This is a genomic window from Pseudomonas sp. Sample_11, from assembly GCF_004307505.1.
Classification (GTDB): Bacteria; Pseudomonadota; Gammaproteobacteria; order Pseudomonadales; family Pseudomonadaceae; genus Aquipseudomonas; species Aquipseudomonas atacamensis.
This window is the reverse complement of the sequence record NZ_RCOD01000064.1, coordinates 42032-62824: the sequence shown is the minus strand read 5'-3', so window position 1 is coordinate 62824 and position 20793 is coordinate 42032. Positions and strand designations below refer to the sequence as shown.

The window sequence follows — 20793 nt, the reverse complement described above, 5'->3', positions numbered from 1 at the left end:
CTCAGCGGTTGGCGTCGGAGTGCGTCATGGCGGTATAGAACAGCCACGACACCAACAGGATGATCAGGAAGTACACCAGCGAAAACGCCGCTGCCGGACCGAGGTCGAATTGCCCTACAGCCATCTGCGTCAACGTCTGACTCAAGAACGTCGTGGCATTGCCCGGCCCGCCACCGGTGAGCACGAACGGCTCGGTGTAGATCATGAAACTGTCCATGAAGCGCAGCATCACCGCGATCAGCAACACGCTTTTCAACTTGGGCAATTGAATGTGGCGGAACACCGCCCAGGCCGAGGCGCGGTCGATCCGCGCCGCCTGGTAATAGACGTCGGGAATTGCTCGCAAACCGGAGAAACACAGCAGCGCGACGAGCGAAGTCCAGTGCCAGACGTCCATCACCAGCACCGTCACCCAGGCGTCCATGGTGTTGGCCGCGTAGTTGTAACTGATGCCCATCGCGTTGAGGCTGGAACCGAGCAGGCCGATATCGGCGCGGCCGAAGATCTGCCAGATGGTGCCGACCACGTTCCACGGAATCAGCAGCGGAATCGCCAGAATGATCAGCACCACCGAGGACCAGCGGCCCTTGGTCGGCATGGTCAGCGCGACGGCGATGCCCAGCGGGATTTCGATCAGCAGCACGCAGGCCGAATAGATGAACTGGCGCAGCAGCGAGTCGTGCAGACGCGAATCGAGCAACACTTGTTTGTACCAATCGGCACCGACGAAGTAGCGGCTGGACTGGTCGAAGATGTCCTGCACCGAATAGTTGACCACGGTCATCATCGGGATCACCGCACTGAACGCCACCAGCAGGAACACCGGCAACACCAGCCACCAGGCCTTGTTGTTCTGCACCTTGTTCATGGCTGCACCTCCTCGTCGCTGACTTCCAGGAGAAATTCGTCGGCATAGACCATCAGCCATTGCGCCGGAAAACTGATGTACGCGGTGCCCTGCGGCACCGGTTTGTCTTCAGCCAGGCGCACCTTCAACGGCGCGCCGTCGAGGTTGAGGGTCATGATCTTGTAGGTGCCGAGGTCTTCGACGTGTACGACTTTGGCCTGCATCGCATCGTCAAACGGCTCGTCCCACACATGAATGAATTCGGGGCGGATGCCGACCTTGAGATTTTTCCACTGGCCGTGTTCGATATGGCGCTGCAAGGCGTCGGATAACGGCAGGTGCGTCGAGGCGAAACCGACGCCACCGGGCTGCGGCTGTACCTCGATCAGGTTCATGCCGGGGCTGCCGATGAAATAGCCGACAAAGGTGTGGCTGGGGCGCTCGAACAATTCCCGAGGCGTGCCGAACTGGACGATCTGGCCGCCGTACATCACCGCGATCTTGTCGGCGAACGTCGAAGCTTCCAGTTGATCGTGGGTGACGTAGACCATAGTGATATTGAACTGCTCGTGGATCTGCTTGAGCTTGCGCCGCAGTTTCCACTTCAAGTGCGGGTCGATCACCGTCAGCGGCTCATCGAAGAGGATCGCCGAGACGTCATCGCGCACCAGACCACGGCCCATGGAGACTTTCTGCTTTTCGTCGGCGGTGAGATTGCGCGCTTTTTTGCTCAGCAGATTCTGCAGATCGAGCACTTCGGCAATTTCCTGCACCTTGCTGTGCACTTTCGCCTCGGCCATGCCCTGGTTTCGCAGCGGGAAAGCGAGGTTGTCGAACACGGTCATGGTGTCGTAGACCACCGGAAACTGGAAAACCTGGGCGATGTTGCGCTTCTCCGGCGTGAGGTCATTGACCGCTTTGCCGTCAAACAACACATGGCCCTGGGACGGGCTGAGCAGGCCGGAAATGATGTTGAGCAAGGTCGACTTGCCGCAACCGGACGGGCCGAGCAAAGCATAGGCGCCGCCCTGCTCCCAGACGTGATCCATCTCGCGGATCGCATAATCCTCGGCGCCGCTCGGGGTTTTGCTGTAGCTGTGGGCGAGGTGTTGCAAACGGATTTCGGCCATCAGGCAACCCTCGCGACACGCCGGCCCGGTGCTTGCACCAGACGGCCCTGCGCATCGAAAACGAACAGTTTATGGGTCGGGATATAGATGCGGATCGGCGCATCGACGTCGTATTCGTGAACACCCGGCAAGTGCAGCACCAGCAGGAAATGCTCGTTGCGCACATGCAGGAAGGTTTCCGAGCCGCTGATTTCGGCGACCTCGACGGTCACCGCCAGTTCGAGGTCGTCATCGTTGCTCGGCACCAGCGAGATATGACTTGGGCGCACGCCGAAGCGGAACTCACCCTCGCCCACCGGGCGCAGATCGACGTTCAGCGGGAAGTGCACAAAATTGGCGAAGCTGACTTCGTTGCCGGCAATGCGTCCTGGCATCAGGTTGATCGGTGGTTCGGAGAACAATTCCGCCGCCAACACGGTTTGCGGCTGGTGGTACACCGAAGTCGACTGGCCACTCTGAATCACCCGGCCTTCGTGAAGAATGGTCGTGGTGCCGCCGAGCGCCAGCGCTTCGTTGGGTTCGGTGGTGGCGTAGATGGCGATGGTGTGGCGGGCCTTGAACAGCTCGCGCATTTCCTGACGCAGCTCTTCGCGCAGCTTGTAGTCAAGGTTGACCAGCGGCTCGTCGAAGAGGATCAGTTCGGCGTCCTTGACCAGTGCGCGGGCCATGGCCGTGCGCTGCTGCTGCCCACCGGAGAGCTCCAGCGGATAGCGCTGCAAGAACTTCTCGATGCGCAGCATGCGTGCGGTTTCCTGCACCTTGCTGTGGATGATCTCTTTCGAGATGCCGGCCTGACGCAATGGCGAGGCGATGTTCTCGAACACGGTCATGGTCGGGTAATTGATGAACTGCTGATAGACCATCGACACGTTGCGCAGCCGCACCGGGCGCTGGGTGACGTCGACGCCGTTCATCAGCACGCGGCCGCTGTCGGGCTTGTCGAGGCCGGCCATCAGGCGCATGAGGCTGGTCTTGCCGGACAGCGTGCGCCCGAGCAGAACGTTGAAGGATCCGGGTTCGAATTTCAGGCACGCATCGTCGATCCAGATCTGGCCCTCGACGGTACGGCTGACGTGCTCCAGGGTGAGTGACATGGCTCGGCCTTTATTATTTTTGGAGTCAAGCGACCGGAGCAACAGAGCGACATTCGTGCCAAAAGTGGCAAGTGGTTGATTTTCCGTAAAAATCGTTATTACGCGGGGAAATGGCGTTCACAGCTGAACACTTTTGAACAGTCGGAGTGATTGACAATGAACAATAGTGAACAACACTCTATGCACGCTTTTGCCCAATCCTCAATGCAAATGGATCCCCTGTGGGAGCGAGCCTGCTCGCGAAAGCGGTGTGTCATTCAATGAATCCATTGACTGAACCGACGCTTTCGCGAGCAGGCTCGCTCCCACAGGGGGTTTGTGGAGTTTTGAAGATCGGGTTCATAACAATAATAAAATCGCTGCACTCAGAGGCTCGCCCCCATGGCCGCACCTGCTTCGCCGCTGTCCCACGACACGATCGTCCAGACCTCCTGGCAACGTTGCCGCGCGTTCGGCCTCGACCACCAGAGCGCCCCGGCCTTCGATCAACTGCCCGCCGCCGGCATTGCGCGGTTGCTCGACAGCCATCATTCGCTGGTGCAGACCACGCATCAGGAAGTCCTGCCCTACTACGAAAACATCCTCAGCAACTCCAACTGCCTGATCATGCTCGCCGACAATCAGGGCCAGGTGCTGACCTCGTGGGGCACACAGCGCTTTATCGAGCCGAATCTGGCCCGGGGCTTTCAGGCCGGGGCGAGCTGGATGGAGCGCAGCAGCGGTACCAACGCGATCGGCACCGCACTGGCCTGTGAGCAGGCGGTGCACATCGAACACGACGAACACTTTCTCAAGGCCAACCGCTTCATGACCGGCTCCGCCGCGCCGATTTTCGACGCCGAGCGCAAGGTCATCGCCGTGCTCGATGTCTCCAGCGACAGCTACCTGCCGCCCTCGCACACCCTGGGCATGGTCAAGATGATGAGCCAGACCGTGGAGAACCGGCTGATCCTCAACCTGTTCCATGGCCAGCATTTTCAACTGACCTTCAACACCGGGTTGAACAACCTCGACAGCCAGTGGGCCGGGTTGTTGATTTTCGATGAGAGCGGACAGGTGCTGTCGGCCAATCGCCGCGCCGACAATTTGCTCGGTGTGCGTTTGTCCCGCGTCAGCGTTGAAAGCCTGTTCAAGGTGTCGCTGCTGGAGTTGATCAACCAGCCCGAGGGTCTGCCGTTTGCCTTGCAGACCTCTGGACGCAACCGTTTCCAGTGCTTGCTGAAACGGCCGAAACAGGCGCCGGTGCAGGCGCGGGTATTTGTCGCCGAGGACAAGCCTGCGCCAGCCAGCGCGATCAGCCTCAATACGCTGCATTTCGGCGACAGTCGCGTGGAAAAAGCCGTGCGCCAGGCCGAGCGCTTGCTGGAAAAAGACATTCCGCTACTGATTCACGGTGAAACCGGCGTCGGCAAGGAAGTCTTCGTCAAAGCCTTGCATCAGGCCAGCTCACGGCAAAAACAGGCATTCATCGCGGTGAACTGCGCAGCGATCCCCGCTGAACTGGTCGAGTCCGAGTTGTTCGGTTACGAGAAAGGCGCGTTCACCGGGGCCAACCAGAAAGGCAGCATCGGCCTGATCCGCAAGGCCGACAAAGGCACGCTGTTTCTCGACGAGATCGGTGACATGCCGCTGCCAACTCAGGCGCGTTTGTTGCGCGTGTTGCAGGAGCGCTGCGTGCAGCCGGTGGGCAGCAGCGAGTTGTTTCCGGTGGACTTGCGGATCATTTCCGCGACTAACCGATCGTTGCGCGAGCAGGTACAACTGGGCCGCTTTCGCGAAGACTTGTACTACCGCATCGGCGGCCTGACCCTGGAGCTGCCGCCGTTACGCGAACGCAGTGACAAGCAGGCGCTGTTCAAACGGCTGTGGGAGCAACATCGCGAGCCGACGCAATGGGCGGGGCTGAGCCCGGAGGTATTGGAGCTGTTTGAAAAGCACCCGTGGCCGGGGAATTTGCGTCAGGTCAGCAGCGTGATGCAGGTAGCGCTGGCCATGGCCGAGGAACAACCGGTGCGGGCTGAGCATCTGCCGGATGATTTTTTTGTCGACCTGGAGATGGAGCCGGTTGAGACGGCGGCGCCGCTGGGGCTGGATTTGAATGATGTGGAGGCGTTGAACAGGGAGTTGAAGGCGGCTGGAGGGAATATCTCGCACCTGGCGCGACGGTTGGGGGTGAGTCGGAATACGCTGTACAAGCGGTTGCGGCAGGCTGAATGACCCACAGGGCATTTGTGTCGTGCGTTGAAAGTCGATCGTTCCCACGCTCTGCGTGGGAATGCAGCCCGGGACGCTCTGCGTCCCTACAGAGCCGAACGCGGAGCGTCCGTTGAGGCATTCCCACGCAGAGCGTGGGAACGATCATGGGAGGGGCTGTGGGCCTCAGTCAGCCAGACGCCACGTAGTCCCACCCTTGCCATCTTCCAGCACGACACCCATCGCCGTCAGCTGATCACGAATCCGGTCCGACTCGGCCCAGTCTTTCGCCGCCCGAGCTGCCAGGCGCGCCGCAATCAGTGCATCGACTTCAGCCGCATCGACCCGCCCTTCAGCACCGGCCTGCAGGAAGTCATCCGCCTCCAACTGCAACACACCGAGCACACTCGCCAGTTCTTTCAGACGTGCCGCCAGCCCCGCCGCTGCATCGAGATCGCTCTCACGCAGACGGTTGATCTCACGGACCATCTCGAACAGCACGGCGCAGGCTTCAGGGGTGCCGAAGTCGTCGTTCATCACCGTGGTGAAACGCTCGACAAACGCTTCGCCGCCCGCCGGCGCCACGCTCGGCAGGCCTTTCAGCGCATGGTAGAAACGCTCCAGTGCGCCCTTGGCGTCCTTGAGGTTGTCTTCCGAATAGTTGATCGCGCTGCGGTAGTGGCTCGATACCAGCAGGTAACGCACGACTTCCGGGTGGTACTTGTCGAGTACGTCGCGGATGGTGAAGAAGTTGTTCAGGGACTTGGACATCTTCTCGCCATTGATGCGAATCATGCCGCAATGCATCCACGCGTTGGCGTAGGTCTTGCCGGTGGCCGCTTCGCTCTGGGCGATTTCGTTTTCATGGTGCGGGAACTCCAGGTCGCTGCCGCCGCCATGAATATCGAAAGTCTCGCCGAGGCAGCAGGTCGACATCACCGAGCACTCGATGTGCCAGCCCGGACGTCCGGCGCCCCATGGCGATTCCCAGCTCGGCTCGCCCGGCTTGGCGGCTTTCCACAGGACGAAATCGAGCGGGTCTTGTTTCGACTCATCGACTTCGATGCGCGCGCCAATGCGCAAATCTTCGATCTTCTTGCGCGACAGCTTGCCGTAGCCCATGAATTTGGCAACGCGGTAGTACACGTCGCCATTGCCCGGCGCATAGGCGTAGCCCTTGTCGATCAGGGTCTGGATCATTGCGTGCATGCCGGCGATATGATCGGTGGCGCGCGGTTCCATGTCCGGCTTCTGGATGTTCAGGCGCGCTTCGTCTTCGTGCATCGCGGCGATCATGCGCTCGGTCAGCGCTTCGAACGACTCACCGTTCTCGCGGGCGCGATTGATGATCTTGTCGTCGATATCGGTGATGTTGCGCACGTAGGTCAGGTCGTAACCGCTGAAGCGCAGCCAGCGGGTCACCAGGTCGAACGCGACCATGCTGCGGCCGTGGCCGAGGTGGCAGTAGTCGTACACGGTCATCCCGCAGACGTACATGCGCACCTTGTTGCCATCCAGCGGCTTGAAGACTTCTTTGCTCTTGCTGAGCGTGTTGTAGATCGTTAGCACGTTAGTTCCTTGACTCACTCACTGGCCCCACGAATCACGCAGGGTCACGGTACGGTTGAATACCGGCTGACCGGGTTTCGAGTCCTTCAGGTCTGCGACGAAGTAGCCTTCGCGCTCGAACTGGAAACGGTCTTCCGGCTGGGCGTTGCCGAGCGATGGCTCAGCGCGACAACCGGTCAGCACTTGCAGCGAGTCAGGGTTGATGTTGTCGAGGAAGCTGGCGCTGTCTTCGGCCTTCTCCGGGTTCGGCGAACGGAACAGGCGATCGTACAGACGCACTTCGCACTCGACGCTGGCGGCGGCCGGCACCCAGTGGATCACGCCTTTGACCTTGCGCCCTTCCGGGTTCTTGCCGAGGGTGTCCGGGTCGTACGAGCAACGCAGTTCGACGATGTTGCCGTCGGCGTCCTTGATCGCTTCGTCGGCGCGGATCACGTAGCTGCCGCGCAGACGCACTTCACCGGCCGGTTCCAGGCGCTTGTAGCCCTTCGGCGGCTCTTCCATGAAGTCTTCACGGTCGATGTAGATTTCCCGGGCAAACGGCAGCGCGCGCACGCCCATGTCTTCTTTCGGGTGGCGTGGCAGTTCGAGGTTTTCGACTTGGCCTTCCGGGTAGTTGGTGATGACCACTTTCAGCGGACGCAGCACGCACATCGCGCGCGGGGCGCTGTGGTCGAGGTCGTCACGGATGCTGAATTCGAGCATGCCGAAATCGACCACGCCGTCGGAACGGTTGGTGCCGATCATTTCGCAGAAGTTGCGGATCGATTTCGGCGTGTAGCCACGGCGGCGGAAGCCCGACAGCGTGGACATCCGCGGATCGTCCCAGCCATTGACGTGCTTCTCGTCAACCAGTTGCTTGAGCTTGCGCTTGCTGGTGATCGTGTAGTTCAGGTTCAGACGGCTGAACTCGTACTGGCGCGGGTTCGCCGGCACCGGCAGGTTCTCCAGGAACCACTCGTACAGCGGGCGATGGCTTTCGAACTCGAGGGTGCAGATCGAATGGGTGATGCCTTCGATGGCGTCCGACTGCCCATGGGTGAAGTCGTAGTTCGGGTAGATGCACCACTTGTCGCCGGTCTGGTGGTGATGCGCGTGACGGATGCGATACATGATCGGGTCGCGCAGGTTCATGTTCGGCGAGGCCATGTCGATCTTCGCCCGCAGCACGCGCGCGCCGTCCGGGAATTCACCGGCCTTCATGCGCGCGAACAGGTCGAGGTTTTCCTCAACCGAACGGTCACGGAACGGGCTGTTCTTGCCCGGCTCGGTCAGGCTGCCACGGTATTCCTTGGCCTGCTCCGGAGTGAGGTCGTCAACGTAGGCCTTGCCGGCCTTGATCAGCTCGACCGCCCAGTCGTGCAACTGGTCGAAATACTGCGAGGCGTAGCGCACTTCACCGGACCATTCGAAGCCCAGCCATTTGACGTCGCTTTCGATCGCGTCGATGTATTCCTGATCTTCCTTGGCCGGGTTGGTGTCGTCGAAACGCAGGTGCGTGACGCCACCGAACTCCTGGGCCAGGCCGAAGTTGACGCAGATCGACTTGGCGTGGCCGATGTGCAGGTAGCCGTTGGGCTCCGGCGGGAAGCGAGTCACGATCTGGGTGTGCTTGCCCGAGTCCAGGTCTGCCTGGATGATCGGCCGCAGGAAGTTGACCGGCACGGCAGGGCCGGACTTGGCATTCGAGGTAGGGTCGACAGTGGGCTTGCTCATAGGATCCTTGACGTACAGGTGCGCGGCCGCAAAGAGGGGCCAGACAAAACAAAGCCGCTATCATAGCCGATGCTGTCAAGGGCCTGACAGAGCAGCTCTTATAAAGGCACGCATTTAATCGCCGGGAAATGAAAAACCGCCTCGAAATTCGCGCCTGTCACGCTAAACTGCGCACCTTGGCCGAAGCAGGCTGAACCGGTTGTGGGGCTCAATGTCCCAGAACCACGAATTCCCTATGAAGAGTAATGACCATGACTCAAGTCAAACTGACCACCAACCATGGCGACATCGTCATCGAACTGAACGCTGAAAAGGCGCCGATCACCGTTGCCAACTTCATCGAGTACGTCAACGCCGGTCACTACACCAACACCGTATTCCACCGCGTCATCGGCAACTTCATGATCCAGGGCGGCGGTTTCGAGCCAGGCATGAAAGAGAAGAAAGACAAGCGCGCAAGCATCCAGAACGAAGCGGACAACGGTCTCTCCAACGACAAATACACCGTCGCCATGGCCCGCACCATGGAGCCGCATTCGGCATCGGCGCAGTTCTTCATCAACGTCGCCGACAACACCTTCCTCAACCACAGCGGCAAGACCACTCAGGGCTGGGGCTACGCGGTATTCGGTAAAGTGACCGCCGGCACCGACGTTGTCGACAAGATCAAAGGCGTGTCGACCACTTCCAAGGCCGGCCACCAGGACGTACCAGCAGACGACGTGATCATCGAGAAAGCCGAGATCATCGCAGCGTGATATTGCTGATTTCAGACTTGCATCTGGAAGAGGAGCGCCCGGACATTACCCGGGCGTTTCTGGATTTGCTCGCCGGACGCGCCCGCTCGGCGAGTGCGTTGTACATCCTCGGCGACTTCTTCGAGGCATGGATCGGCGACGACGCCATGACGCCCTTTCAGCGTTCCATCTGCCAGGCCCTGCGCGATTTGAGCGACAGCGGCACGGCCATATTCCTGATGCACGGCAATCGCGATTTCATGCTTGGCAAGGCCTTCTGCAAACAGGCCGGCTGCACCTTGCTGAAGGATCCGAGTGTCGTGCAGTTCTACGGCGAACCGGTGCTGCTGATGCACGGCGACAGCCTGTGCACCCGCGACGTTGGCTACATGAAGCTGCGCCGCTACCTGCGCAACCCGATTACCCTGTTCATCCTCCGCCATCTGCCGCTGAGCAGCCGCCACAAACTGGCGCGCAAGCTACGCAGCGAAAGCCGTGCACAGACGCGGATGAAAGCCAATGACATTGTCGATGTCACCCCGGAAGAGATTCCGCGAGTGATGCAGGCATTCGGCGTGAAGACTCTGATCCACGGCCACACCCACCGCCCGGCAATTCACAAGTTGCAGCTTGGTGAGCAGGCGGCGAAGCGGATTGTGCTGGGGGATTGGGATCGTCAGGGTTGGGCGTTGCAGGTGGATGAGAGCGGGTATGCCTTGGCGCCGTTCGATTTCGCCCCGCCACCCGCCCTGCCTGCCCCGAGCGCCTAAGGATCACTGCTATCCCTGTGGGAGCGGGCTTGCCCGCGATGAGGCCATCACATTCAACATCTCTGTTGACTGAAAATCCGCCATCGCGGGCAAGCCCGCTCCCACAGGTTATGTGTTGCCTCAATGTCCGGACGCGGCAGGCCCTGCCTTGGCGGCAAACGGCGGCTTAGCCAGCCACACGATCAGAATCAACCCCATGAATCCCCAGCCCAGCAACGTGAAGTAATCCACGGTGGAGAGCATGTACGCCTGGCTCGTGAGGATCTGATCCATCTGCGCATACGCCGACTGGCTCGCCCCGCCCAATTGATTCAAGGTCTCGCGGGTAGCTGGCTCGAACGTGCTGATGCTCTCGCTCATATACGCATGATGCTGATCGGCCCGGCGAATCCAGATCCAGGTGGTCAGTGAGGCTGCGAAGCTGCCGCCCAGTGTCCGCAGGAAAGTCGCCAGGCCTGCGCCGTCAGCGATCTGGCTTGGCGGCAAGTCCGACATCAGAATGCTCAAGGTCGGCATGAAGAACAGCGCCACGCCGATGCCCATGAACAACTGCACCAGCGCAATGTGCTGGAAGTCGACTTCGTTGGTGAACTCGGCACGCATGAAGCAGCTCAGGCCGATCGCCAGAAACGCAATGCCGGCGAGCAGACGCAGGTCGAACTTGTGCGCGTATTTGCCGACAAACGGCGACAGCAGCACCGGCAGAATCCCGATCGGAGCCACCGCCAGACCTGCCCAAGTCGCGGTGTAGCCCATTTGCGTCTGCAACCACTGCGGCAGGATCAGGTTGATGCCGAAGAAGCCTGCGTAACCCAAGACCAGCACCAGCGTGCCGATGCGGAAGTTGCGATAGGCGAACAGGCGCAGGTTGACCACTGGATGGCGGTCGGTCATTTCCCAGATCACGAACACCGCCAGGGCGACCACGGAAATCGCCGCGCCGACGATGATGAAATTCGACTCGAACCAGTCCAGGTCATTGCCCTTGTCGAGGATCACCTGCAACGCGCCGACGCCAATGATCAGTGTGATCAGGCCGACGTAATCCATCGGCTGGCGACTGGTCACCACCGGCCGTTTCGCCAGTTGCGAACGCACCACCATCACCGCAAAGATGCCGATCGGCACGTTGATAAAGAAGATCCACGGCCAGCTGTAACTATCGGTGATCCAGCCGCCGAGAATGGGACCTGCAATGGGCGCAACCACCGTGACCATCGCCAACAGCGCCAGGGCCATCCCGCGTTTCGCCGGCGGATACACCGCGATCAACAGCGTCTGCGTCATTGGGTACAGCGGCCCGGCGACCAGGCCTTGCAGCACGCGAAAGCCGATCAGCTCGGGCATTGAGGTCGAGATACCGCAAAGAAACGACGCCAGCACAAACAGCATCGTCGCCCACAGAAACAGCTTCACCTCGCCGAAGCGGCGGCTTAGCCAACCGGTCAGTGGCAGCGCAATCGCGTTGCTCACGGCGAACGAAGTAATAACCCAGGTGCCCTGCTCCGAACTCACCCCGAGGTTGCCGGAAATCGTCGGCAGCGCCACGTTGGCGATGGTCGTGTCGAGCACTTGCATGAACGTCGCCAGCGACAGGCCGATGGTGCTGAGCAACAGGCTGGGCGGCGTGAAAGAAGCGTTATTGCTCATTGTGAATCCTATGAAACCTGATGGTCGCTGCGGCCTGATGAACACAGCCGGCCCTGTGGGAACAGGCCCTTGTGGCGAGGGGATTTATCCCCGCTGGGTCGCGAAGCGGCCCCTCTTTTGGCTCAGGAAAAGCGGGCCTGCTGCGCAGTCCAGCGGGGATAAATCCCCTCGCCACAGATAACCCCTCACCACAGAGCCCGCTTCTGATCCGGTGTGCTCTCAGCGCTGTGCGGTCTTGCCTGCTGCTGCGCTGTTGTCGTGAATCAACTGGGCAATCATCGCGTCCGCCTCGGCCAGTTGGCGGTCATACACATTGGTGCTGAACGAGGCTTTTTGCGGCGGTTGCTGGGCCAGCACCGGGCCGCTCTGGTCGTGCAGATTGACCTCGACATTGGTCGACAGACCGACACGCAGCGGGTGCTTGGCCAGCTCTTCGGCATTGATGTGGATACGCACTGGCACGCGCTGGACGATCTTGATCCAGTTACCGGTGGCGTTCTGTGCCGGCAGCAAGGCAAATGCGCTGCCGGTACCGGCGCCGAGGCTGTCGACGGTGCCGCTGTATTTCACGTCGCTGCCGTAAATGTCGGCCTCGATATCCACTGGCTGACCGATGCGCATGTCACGCAGTTGGGTTTCCTTGAAGTTGGCGTCGATCCACAGCTGATCCAGCGGAATCACCGCCATCAGCGCGGTGCCCGGCTGCACACGCTGACCGAGTTGCACGGTGCGCTTGGCGACGTAACCGGTGACCGGCGCGATCAAGGTGCTGCGGGCATTGGTCAGGTAGGCCTGACGCAGATCGGCAGCGGCCGACATTACGTCTGGATGCGACGAGACCACGGTGTCGTCGACCAGTGCGCTGGTGGTTTTCAGTTGCTGTTTGGCGTTGGCCAGAGCGTTCTGCGCCGAGGTCAGGTCGTCGCGGGCGTGGGACAGCTCTTCCTGGGAAATCGCCCCGCCCTGGGCGAGATTTTTCCGCCGGTTGTAGTTGTCCTGGGCCTTCTGCACTTCGGCCTGCTGCGCATTGACCTGAGCTTTCATGCCGTCGACGTTGCTATACAGGCCGCGCACCTGACGCACGGTGCGGGCCAGTTTCGCCTTGGCACTTTGCAGGCCGACTTCGGCATCGTTGGGGTCGAAGTTGACCAGCACCTGGCCTTCCTGGACCAGATCCCCGTCGTCGGCGCCGATGCTGACCACGGTGCCGGTGACCAGCGGCGTGATCTCCACGACGTTGCCATTGACGTAGGCATCGTCGGTGCTTTCGTTAAAGCGCCCGATGAACTCGTGATAGGCCCAGACGCCGGCAATGGCGAGCAGGACGACCACGGCGAGGGCCAGCAGCATCACCTTGCGTTTGCGCGGGTTGCCGGTGTCCGGGGTGTTGTCTTGAGCTTGGGTGTTTTCGGCAGTGGCCATGACAAATACCTTGAATTAATGGTGCGACGAGGCTGGGCTGGCGTTGGCTGCGTTCAGGTTTTCACCCTGAAAGCCGCCGCCCAGCGCTTGCATCAGTTGAATCGACAGGTCGATCTGCTCGGCATTGAGGGTCGCCAGCTGACGCTGGGCCTGGAGCAATTGCTGCTCGATGCTGAGCACGTCCAGGTAGTTGCCGATGCCGGAACCGTAACGCTGGACGACGGTGTTGTAAGAGTCCTGAGCAATGTCGGTGGCGTGTTGCTGCGCGCCGATCTGCCGGCCGATATCGCGCAGCTGATTGATGGTATCGCCGACATCGCCGAGGGCTTTCACCAGACTTTTGTTGTACTGCGCCACCGCCAGATCGTAATCGGCGTCGCGCGCATCAAGGTTGGCGCGCAAGCGTCCGCCATCGAAAATCGGCAGCGATACGGTCGGCGCGATGTTGAAGAAGCGGCTGGCCGAACCGAACATCGCATCACCCAGCAACGACTCGGCGCCGGCCGAGGCCGACAGATTGAGGTTGGGATAGAAACGGGTTTTCGCCGCATCGATGTCTTTGCTCGCCGCTTCGACACGCCAGCGTGCCGCGACCAGATCCGGGCGGCGTCCGAGCAGTTCCGCCGGCAACACCGACGGCACCGCCACGGCGCTGGCTTGCAGGACTTTCGGTCGAGCGATTTCGTTGCCACGATCCGGGCCTTTGCCGAGCAATACCGCCAAGGCGATTTTCGCGCTGTTCAAGCGTTTTTCCGCGTCGATCAGGCTGGCCTGAGAACTGGCTTCCAGACTCTGGGTTTGCTGGAACTGGTACTGGCTGTCGATCCCCGAACTCAAGCGGCGCTGACTGAGGTCGAGCATTTGCCGGGTGCGCTTGAGGTCTTCGCTGGCGAGGTCGTAAACGATGTGCGCCTGACCGAGATCGCTATACGCACGGGCGACGTCAGCGGCGAGGGTCAGTTGCGCGGCCTGACGGTCGACTTCAGCAGCGCGAGCCTCGCCGAGTGCGGCTTCCCAGGCATCGCGCTGGCCGCCCCACAAATCGAAGTTGTAATTGAAACCGGCGCTGACATTGCGCACCGTCGCATAGGCGCCGCCCTGCCCCAGCGGATCCTGATCACGAGCCAGCCGCGAACGGCTGATGCCGGCGCTGGCGTCGAGGGTCGGATAGCGCTCGGCATCGGCGGCATAGGCGGCGGCACTGGCCTGATGGGCGCGGGCTGCGGCGATCTGCATGTCCGGGCTGTCGTGCAGGGCTTCACGGATCAGGCCGTCGAGCTGCGGATCGCCGAGGCTGCTCCACCAATCGCTTTTCGGCCACGCCGCCGGCGACAGGGTGACGCCGTCCAGAGACTGCGCTGTCTTCAGGCTCTTCGCGTCGAGGCGTTGGCCTTGAGTGTCGAGGCCGCTGTAGTTGGCGCAACCGGCGAGGATCATCGCCGACAACAGCAGCGTCAGACTGCTGCGCAAAATGTTAGCGCTCATTGTGATCACCTAGACGCTGGATGGTGATCGGGTCACCGGCGGCCAGCAGGATTTTCTTCAGGATATATTCCAGGGTTTTCAGCTCTTCGCGGGAGATCGCGCCGGCCAGTTCATTCATCGCATCGGCACCGATGTGCGGCAGACGATCAGCCAGTTGCTGGCCCTGCTCGGTCAGTTTCAACTGCACCTGACGGCGGTCGCCTTCGCTGCGCTGACGAAGCAGAAAAGCCTTCTGCTCGAGGCGATCGAGCATGCGCGTCATCGACCCGCTGTCCAGCGACAGATGCCGGCACAGCTCGGCCGGGGTGTCGACGCCGAACTGGGCCATAATGATCAACACCTTGAACTGCGCGGCGGTGATGCCGTGCGGTTCCATGTGGGTATCGATGATCCGATCCTTGAGCAACGCGGCACGACCGAGCAACAGGCCGAGGTGGCAATGTTTGAATTCTTCCGGGGTGAAATGCTTCATGGGTCGACCTGATAACTGCCTAGGCAGTGAATGTATGTCGAGATGTTACTGCTTAGGCAGCGAATGTCAACGCAATAGTTAGGGGGCTTGGTAATTAGTCGCTGACCGGTCACGCTGAATCGTTCCCACGCTCCGCGTGGGAATGCAGCCGGGGACGCTCTGCGTCCATTTTTTTGAGAGCGGGGACGCAGAGCGTCCCTTGAGGCATTCCCACGCAGAGCGTGGGAACGATCATTGAAGGGAGCGAGAGCTAGAAATCCCGCTTGTAGAAGATATCCAGCGAGCTCGCCACGCCGCTCGCCGCTTCGACGTAGACCTTCTTGCTCAGCTTGTAGCGCAGGGCGATGGTGCTGGCCGGTTCGAATACACCCACTCCATAGCGCAGGCTGAGTTTTTCCGAGATGTTGCCGCTGGCGACGACGCTGGTGTCGTTGCCGCTGCCTTGGGTGTCGAGTTGGAAGTCCTGAATACCCAGATCCTTGGCCAGGCCGCTGGTGATCCCGGCGCTGCCCATCAGACCCAGACCCAATGCCGCTTGCGCGAGCATATTGTTATCTTCGCCGCTGGTGCTCAGCGGACGGCCCAGCACCAGGTACGACAGCGCCTGTTCCTGACTCATCGCCGGTTCGGAGAAGATCTGCGTGGTCGGTTGTTCGGCGCTGCCGCTCAGGCGAATACCGGCGATGACGTCGTCGGTCTGGCGGATCGCTTCGATGTCCAGATACGGCTGGTCGATGGGACCGGCGAACAACAGACGCGCGCGACGCACCGTCAGGCGCTGGCCATAGGCGCGATAGCGGCCGTCGTTGAGCCAGAGTTCGCCACGGGTGTCCATGTTGTCGCCGATGTGCACCTGACCTTGCAGATTGGCGGTCAGGCCGAAACCGGCGAAGCTCAGCTTGTCCTGGCCGACGATCACGTCGATGTCCATTTTCATCGCGATCGGTGGTTTGCCCTCTTCCGTCTGCGCACCAACGATGATCGTGTCGTCGGAGACTTTCACGGTTGATGGCGGCAGCTCGCGCACGGTGATTTCGCCTTTCGGCACCAGCACCTTGCCGGCAACTTTCAGCTCATCGCCGGCCATGGAAATCTTCAGGTCCGGGGCCATTTCCAGTTTGGCGTAGGGTTCGACGCTGACCGGCAATTGCGAGCCCTTGAGCGCCAGATCGACCACCAGTGCCTGACCCCAGGCGACGTTGCCGTTGAGGCTGCCCTTGCCAGTCTTGCCGCTGTTCCAGCCGCCGTCCAGTCGCACCGATTCGCCGGCGATCGCTGCAGTCAGTTGCAGATTCTGCAGCTCCATCGGCAGTTCGGCGCCGGACACTTCGCCATCGCTGAGCTGCACAGTGCCGTTGACCAGCGGCGCGAGCAGGCCACCGGAAATAGTGCCGCTGCCGTTGAGCCGGCCGGTGAGTTTTTCCACCATCGGCACGAATGGCCGCGCCACCGACAGATCGAGGCCAGAGAGGCGGAACGAGCCGCTCAGCGGTTTGTTTTTCGGCAGCGGATTGAGCTGCGCCTGGACCAGCAATTCGCCGAGTTTGCCGCCGACAAAATTGAGCTCGGTGTCGACGCGCTTGGGCGTGAGCTTGCTGCTGAGTTTGAGGGTCTGGTAGGGGAAATCCAGCCACTGATCCTTGTCGCGCACGCGCAGGGTGCCGCCGCTGGCATCGACACTGACCACGCCGTTCGGGCCGCTCGCCGGCAAGTCCAGTTGCAGATCGGCGTTGAGTCGGCCCTGCCAGGCGAAGTCCTTGGGCAGCCACTGCGCAAGGCTTTCGATCGGGAATTGCTTGAGGTGATAACGCAGCTTCGGCTCGGGCATCAGGCGCTGGTCTTCGCCACACAGGCTGGCATTGCCGGACAGCCAGCAATGCGCGCCGAAATTGATCTGACCGTCCGCCAGGCGTTCCAGTCTGGCCGGGCTTTGCAGCTTCCAGTCCTGGCCACCGGCCTGAATGTCGCCACTGGCCAAGCGTCCGCGCCAGTTGCCCTTGTCCAGATTGCCGTCCAGCCCCAGCGCCAGTTTCAGCTTCGGTCCGATCAGGTCGAGGTTGAGTTTCTGGCTTTTGATATCGCCCTGAGCACTGGCGGTCAGGGTGCCCAACGAGGTATCGCCAGTCTGAATGCCGCTGCCTTTGAGATTGATCTTCGCCCGCTGCGCACTGTCGAGCGTGGCGTCGAGGTTGAGGCTTTGCAGGCGATTGTCCTGGAAGGCCAGTTGCGAACCTTGCAGATCGAGCTTGCCTTGCGGCGCCTTCAGCGTACCGGCGACGTTGACCTGACCGTTGACCTGCCCGCGCAATTGCGGCCACAACTGCGCGAGACGCGGCAGCTTGATGTCGATCTGTCCGCCGAGTTTGTCCTGCAGGCTGCCCTTGCCATTGATGCTGTTGTCGCCGAGGCGGATCTGCAGGGCATTGAGGTTCCAGCGTTCGCCCGCGCCGTCAGCCTTGGCTTGCAGAATCGCCGGTTGGCCGCGCAATTTGCCTTTGAGGTCGAGGTCGGCGCTGAGGCTGAGCTGATCATTCTTCATCTCGCCTTTGCTCTGCAACGGCCCGGCCAGCGTGCCCGGCAGTTCGGCGACCCAGTACGCCGGGTTGAGCGCCGACAGATCCAGCGCGGTATCCCAGGCGATGCCGTCGGCGAATCGTACATTGACGTGCCCTTCGGCCTTGCCCTGGCCGGCCTGCATGACCAGTTGCGGCAAGGCGATCTGTTCGAGGCTGCCGCTGAACGGACTGCTCAGGGTGAACGCCCCCGCCGGGCCATCCAGCGCAGCATCGAAATTACCGAGGTACTGGCCGTCGGTGTAGGACACTTCGCCGGTGAAGGTACGCAACATCACTTGCGGCTCGTCGATTTCCGGATAAAGCCGATGCCACGGGAAGTCTTGCCAGTTGATATTGGCCTGAGCGCTGAGGCCCTTGCTCCAGTCGACGTTGCCGGTGAGCTTGAGGCTTTGCTTGTCGTTGGCATTGAGGTCGAGGCCGGCGATCTGCGCGCCATTGGCGTCAACCTTGCCCTTGAGCAGCAGCGCCACTGGCGATTTTTCGGCGGGCAGCGTGGCATTGCCGAGCAGTTGATAACCGTTTTTCAGGTCGCCTTCGCCCGTGAGCACAAGCTGATTGAATTGCAGGGTGTCCGGCAGATCGGCGCTCGGCTTGAACGCGTCGCTGGTGATGCGCACCTTGGCCGGCAGGTTTTCCGCCAGCGCTTGCAGTTCACCGTTCAACTGGCCGTCGAGGTAGCCACGGCTGTCGGCGTGCAGGTTGAGGGTTTTCAGCAGGTCGCCGTCGACTTTCAGCGCCAGCGTCCACGGCTCGCTGCCGGGAGAAGGCAAAGTCAAATCGCCCTGAATCGTCAGCGGCCAGTTGCCGCTCGGTTGCAGCAGGCCGGACAGGTTCAGGCTGAGCTCGTCGCGCTGCAATTTCACGCTGTCGATCTGCAGGCCCTGAGCGGTCCAGTGCGCCGCCAGTTGCAAGCCCTTGAGCTGTTCGCTGCCGTTGAACAACAGGCTGCCGACTTCGACATCGCCCAGTTCAATGGCCAACGGCAATTGCAGGTCCGGCAGTGTGATCGGGCCGCTCTCGGTGGTTTCTTCGCTCGGCGGGAATTGCAGGATTACCTGATCGGCCTTGAGCTGATCGATGCACAAGGTCATGCGCGTCAGGCACAGTGGCGACCAGGCGAAGATCGCCTTGTTCAGCTCGACTCGGCTGGTGTCCTGCTGCCACACCAGGTGATCGGCGCTCCATTGCCCAGCGAGGCGACCGTGGAAATTCTCCACGCTCAGGCCCGGCACCAGGCCCAGCGCCCAACGACTGCCGGCCTGCGTGCCAAGCAGTGCGGCCAAGCTCAAGACGATCAACAAGACCAGCGCCAACAAAGTCAGCGCTGTTATTTTCAAACCACGCTTCACAGCTCAGGCCCCATGGAAAAGTGCAGCCGGATGCCGCCGTCGTCGTCCAGCGCATGGGCCAGGTCAAGGCGGATCGGCCCGACCGGCGAGACCCAGCGCACACCCACACCGACCCCGGTCTTGAGGTCGGGCAGTTCGAGTTTGTTGAAAGAGTTGCCTTGGTCGACGAAGGTCGCGACCCGCCATTTCTCGGCGATCGAATATTGATACTCGACGCTGCCGGCCACCATGTAGCGACCGCCAATCCGTTTGCCATCGGAATTTTTCGGCGACAGGCTCTGATAGTCGTAACCGCGCACGCTCTGATCGCCACCGGCAAAAAAGCGCAGCGATGGCGGAATAGAGTTGTAGCCGTTGGTGGCGCTGCCGCCGACCTGCACGCGGCCGAGCAAGCGGTGCTTGTCGAACACCGTGGTCAGGCCTTTGACCAGCGCGGTGCCATATAAAAGGTTGTTGTCCGAACCGAGGCCTTCCTTGGCGACTTTGCTTTCGAAGCTCAGGCGATAGCCGTTGCGCGGGTCGATACGGTTGTCGCTTTTGAGGTACGAATAACTGATGCCGGGCATCAGCAACGTGCTCAGGCCGGAGTCGTCGCCGAGTTCGTATTCTTCACGTTGCCATTTCAGCGAGATCACCCGCTGCCAGCCGCTGGGCAACTTGCTGTGCCATTCCGGGCCGAAGGTCAGCAGCTTGCTGAGGGTGTCGGAGCCTTCGATGTCTTCGAACTGATAGCCGCCGGCCCAGCGCAGTTTGTCGGTCAGTGGTGGGTCGAGCGGGATGTCGTAGAACAGCCCGACGTTCTGCCGGGGCGCCGAGAGTTCGGCCTCCCAGCCATAGCTGTCGCCCTGCGGGTTGACCCAGTGGCGCGTCCAGTTGGCCTTGATCCGTGGCCCGACGTCGGTCGAATAACCGAGGCCCAGACCCATGGTGCGCGGCTTGCGCGTGTCGAGTTTGACGGCGACCGGAATCACATCGTTCTGCGCTGCCGTCGGTGCTGCATCGACGCGCACGCCTTCGAAATAGCCGCTCGATTGCAGGTCGCGATTGAGTTCGGCGATCAGTTCCGAGTCGTATGGCTCGCCTGCCTTGAACGGCACCATGCGTTGCAGCAGGTCTTCGTCGAACGGCGTGTCGCCCTCGAAGCTGACTTTGCCCAGCGCATAACGCGGGCCGCTGTCGTAGATCAATTCGATGTCGGCCACGCCCGCGCGGGGATCGACCATGAGTTTCTGGCTGGTGAAATGACCGCTGAAGTAACCGAAGCGCGAGGCCTGGTTCTGGATCACCCGTTTGGCGTCTTCGTAACGGCCATGGTTGAGCACGGCGCCGGACTTGAGCAGGTCGCTTTTCGGTACGCGAAAGGATTTCAGCGAGGCCGCCGGGCCGTCGACACGCACGGTGACGTTGCGCAGGCGAATCGGTTCGCCGGGATCGATGTTCAGCACCAGACGCGGTTTTTCCCCGCCCTTGACGTCACTGTCGATCTGCGGCTGATAGTAGCCCAGCGCCTGCGCCGCTTTGCGCGCCTGCTCTTCGGCACCGCGACTGAAACGCAGCAAGGCTTCTTCGTCGCGATCGCCGAGGCTGCCGATATAGCCTTCTATATTGGCCTTGAGTTCATCGTTGGACGGCTTGATCCGTACATCCAATTCACTTTGCGCCAGCGCCGCGCAGCTGGATAACAGCATCAGCACGCCGCTGGTAAATCTTCGTGGAAACTTCATAGGCGCGGATGCTATCACGGGCTCGGGAGCCTGATAGAACAGGTAATTTGTGAAGAAGT

Annotated in this window: 14 protein-coding genes and 1 pseudogene; 3 read left to right on the top strand and 12 right to left on the bottom strand. The window is 61.2% G+C overall.

Annotation, left to right across the window (positions count from 1 at the left end; genetic code table 11):
* Position 1: 1 nt before the first annotated feature.
* The 4 genes and pseudogenes from D8U60_RS17955 to D8U60_RS27930 all read right to left on the bottom strand — a co-directional run.
* On the bottom strand, positions 2-868 hold the full coding sequence (locus D8U60_RS17955) for a sugar ABC transporter permease (protein WP_130900624.1): 867 nt from the start codon (positions 866-868) through the stop codon (positions 2-4).
* On the bottom strand, positions 865-1977 hold the full coding sequence (locus D8U60_RS17950; RefSeq protein ID WP_041477087.1) for an ABC transporter ATP-binding protein: 1113 nt from the start codon (positions 1975-1977) through the stop codon (positions 865-867). Before D8U60_RS17950 ends, D8U60_RS17955 begins: the two co-directional genes overlap by 4 nt.
* Positions 1977-3071 (bottom strand): ABC transporter ATP-binding protein, encoded by a 1095-nt coding sequence (locus tag D8U60_RS17945; protein ID WP_122508090.1) that lies wholly within the window; start codon positions 3069-3071, stop codon positions 1977-1979. The genes D8U60_RS17950 and D8U60_RS17945 overlap by 1 nt, the downstream gene beginning before the upstream one ends.
* Before the next feature lie 219 nt (positions 3072-3290).
* A pseudogene (locus D8U60_RS27930) lies at positions 3291-3380 on the bottom strand (metal ABC transporter ATP-binding protein); the annotation flags it as partial.
* 72 nt (positions 3381-3452) lie between these two features.
* Here D8U60_RS27930 and D8U60_RS17940 point away from each other — a divergent pair.
* Complete coding sequence (locus D8U60_RS17940) at positions 3453-5288, top strand: sigma-54-dependent Fis family transcriptional regulator (protein WP_130900623.1); 1836 nt, start codon at positions 3453-3455, stop codon at positions 5286-5288.
* 162 nt (positions 5289-5450) lie between these two features.
* On the opposite strand, the gene cysS is transcribed toward D8U60_RS17940, so the two are convergent.
* Both cysS and D8U60_RS17930 read right to left on the bottom strand, forming a co-directional pair.
* The gene (gene cysS / locus D8U60_RS17935) at positions 5451-6833 is read right to left on the bottom strand and encodes a cysteine--tRNA ligase (RefSeq protein WP_122612129.1); all 1383 of its coding nucleotides are present in this window, start codon (positions 6831-6833) and stop codon (positions 5451-5453) included.
* An 18-nt stretch (positions 6834-6851) separates the two neighbouring features.
* The gene (locus D8U60_RS17930) at positions 6852-8549 is read right to left on the bottom strand and encodes a glutamine--tRNA ligase/YqeY domain fusion protein (protein WP_024013424.1); all 1698 of its coding nucleotides are present in this window, start codon (positions 8547-8549) and stop codon (positions 6852-6854) included.
* A gap of 251 nt (positions 8550-8800) precedes the next feature.
* On the opposite strand from D8U60_RS17930, the gene D8U60_RS17925 reads away from it, so the two are divergent.
* Together D8U60_RS17925 and lpxH are read left to right on the top strand one after the other, a co-directional pair.
* Complete coding sequence (locus D8U60_RS17925) at positions 8801-9307, top strand: peptidylprolyl isomerase (protein ID WP_038862220.1); 507 nt, start codon at positions 8801-8803, stop codon at positions 9305-9307.
* Complete coding sequence (lpxH, locus tag D8U60_RS17920) at positions 9304-10056, top strand: UDP-2,3-diacylglucosamine diphosphatase (protein WP_024013425.1); 753 nt, start codon at positions 9304-9306, stop codon at positions 10054-10056. Before D8U60_RS17925 ends, lpxH begins: the two co-directional genes overlap by 4 nt.
* 120 nt (positions 10057-10176) lie before the next feature.
* On the opposite strand, the gene D8U60_RS17910 is transcribed toward lpxH, so the two are convergent.
* The 6 genes from D8U60_RS17910 to D8U60_RS17880 form a co-directional block, all read right to left on the bottom strand.
* Positions 10177-11706: a DHA2 family efflux MFS transporter permease subunit gene (locus tag D8U60_RS17910; protein WP_039763332.1), complete on the bottom strand. Its 1530-nt coding sequence runs from the start codon at positions 11704-11706 to the stop codon at positions 10177-10179.
* Positions 11707-11925: 219 nt separating this feature from the next.
* Positions 11926-13128 carry an HlyD family efflux transporter periplasmic adaptor subunit gene (locus D8U60_RS17900; RefSeq protein ID WP_024013427.1) on the bottom strand — a complete coding sequence of 401 codons (1203 nt, stop codon included), beginning with the start codon at positions 13126-13128 and terminating at the stop codon, positions 11926-11928.
* Between the two features lie 15 nt (positions 13129-13143).
* Entirely contained in the window at positions 13144-14613 is a 1470-nt protein-coding gene (locus D8U60_RS17895) for an efflux transporter outer membrane subunit (RefSeq protein ID WP_130900621.1), read from the bottom strand.
* Entirely contained in the window at positions 14603-15085 is a 483-nt protein-coding gene (locus D8U60_RS17890) for a MarR family transcriptional regulator (RefSeq protein WP_016775300.1), read from the bottom strand. The genes D8U60_RS17895 and D8U60_RS17890 overlap by 11 nt, the downstream gene beginning before the upstream one ends.
* Positions 15086-15335: 250 nt before the next feature.
* Positions 15336-19010 carry a translocation/assembly module TamB domain-containing protein gene (locus D8U60_RS17885; protein ID WP_130900620.1) on the bottom strand — a complete coding sequence of 1225 codons (3675 nt, stop codon included), beginning with the start codon at positions 19008-19010 and terminating at the stop codon, positions 15336-15338.
* Entirely contained in the window at positions 19007-20734 is a 1728-nt protein-coding gene (locus D8U60_RS17880) for an autotransporter assembly complex family protein (protein WP_016775302.1), read from the bottom strand. Before D8U60_RS17880 ends, D8U60_RS17885 begins: the two co-directional genes overlap by 4 nt.
* Positions 20735-20793 lie beyond the last annotated feature (59 nt).

What these genes read in the sequence shown, in the direction of transcription:
- D8U60_RS17895 (WP_130900621.1), bottom strand. Translation starts at nt 14,613, where the DNA reads ATGAGCGCTAACATTTTGCGCAGCAGTCTGACGCTGCTGTTGTCGGCG.
- D8U60_RS17910 (WP_039763332.1), bottom strand. Translation starts at nt 11,706, where the DNA reads ATGAGCAATAACGCTTCTTTCACGCCGCCCAGCCTGTTGCTCAGCACC.
- D8U60_RS17945 (WP_122508090.1), bottom strand. Translation starts at nt 3,071, where the DNA reads ATGTCACTCACCCTGGAGCACGTCAGCCGTACCGTCGAGGGCCAGATC.
- D8U60_RS17890 (WP_016775300.1), bottom strand. Translation starts at nt 15,085, where the DNA reads ATGAAGCATTTCACCCCGGAAGAATTCAAACATTGCCACCTCGGCCTG.
- D8U60_RS17930 (WP_024013424.1), bottom strand. Translation starts at nt 8,549, where the DNA reads ATGAGCAAGCCCACTGTCGACCCTACCTCGAATGCCAAGTCCGGCCCT.
- D8U60_RS17955 (WP_130900624.1), bottom strand. Translation starts at nt 868, where the DNA reads ATGAACAAGGTGCAGAACAACAAGGCCTGGTGGCTGGTGTTGCCGGTG.
- D8U60_RS17950 (WP_041477087.1), bottom strand. Translation starts at nt 1,977, where the DNA reads ATGGCCGAAATCCGTTTGCAACACCTCGCCCACAGCTACAGCAAAACC.
- D8U60_RS17925 (WP_038862220.1), top strand. Translation starts at nt 8,801, where the DNA reads ATGACTCAAGTCAAACTGACCACCAACCATGGCGACATCGTCATCGAA.
- D8U60_RS17940 (WP_130900623.1), top strand. Translation starts at nt 3,453, where the DNA reads ATGGCCGCACCTGCTTCGCCGCTGTCCCACGACACGATCGTCCAGACC.
- D8U60_RS17900 (WP_024013427.1), bottom strand. Translation starts at nt 13,128, where the DNA reads ATGGCCACTGCCGAAAACACCCAAGCTCAAGACAACACCCCGGACACC.
- D8U60_RS17880 (WP_016775302.1), bottom strand. Translation starts at nt 20,734, where the DNA reads ATGAAGTTTCCACGAAGATTTACCAGCGGCGTGCTGATGCTGTTATCC.